This window comes from Streptomyces sp. SID3343, from assembly GCF_009865215.1.
Classification (GTDB): domain Bacteria; phylum Actinomycetota; class Actinomycetes; order Streptomycetales; family Streptomycetaceae; genus Embleya.
The window spans coordinates 1-204 of record NZ_WWJX01001159.1 but is presented as its reverse complement, the minus strand read 5'-3'; the positions used below and the strand labels follow the sequence as shown (position 1 = coordinate 204).

Genomic DNA, 204 nt, shown 5'->3' with positions numbered 1-204 from the left:
AGGCCCTGCTCGGCTTCCCGGCGGACCAGGCGGTGGGGCGGTTCGCGGCGGACGTCCTGGTGGCCCCGGAGCGGCGTACGGAGGTGCTGGGGCTGTTCGCCCGGATTCTGGAGGGCCACCCCTGGTCGGGGGTGTTCCCGGTGCGGCACCGGGACAGGCACCTGGTGGGGCTGGACTTCCGGACCTACCCGGTGCTCGACCGGG

Annotated in this window: 1 protein-coding gene; it reads left to right on the top strand. The window is 75.0% G+C overall.

The window, feature by feature from the left end:
* Positions 1 to 204 (top strand): hypothetical protein (locus GT354_RS36105; protein ID WP_161360607.1); only part of this gene is annotated, 204 nt, incomplete at both ends.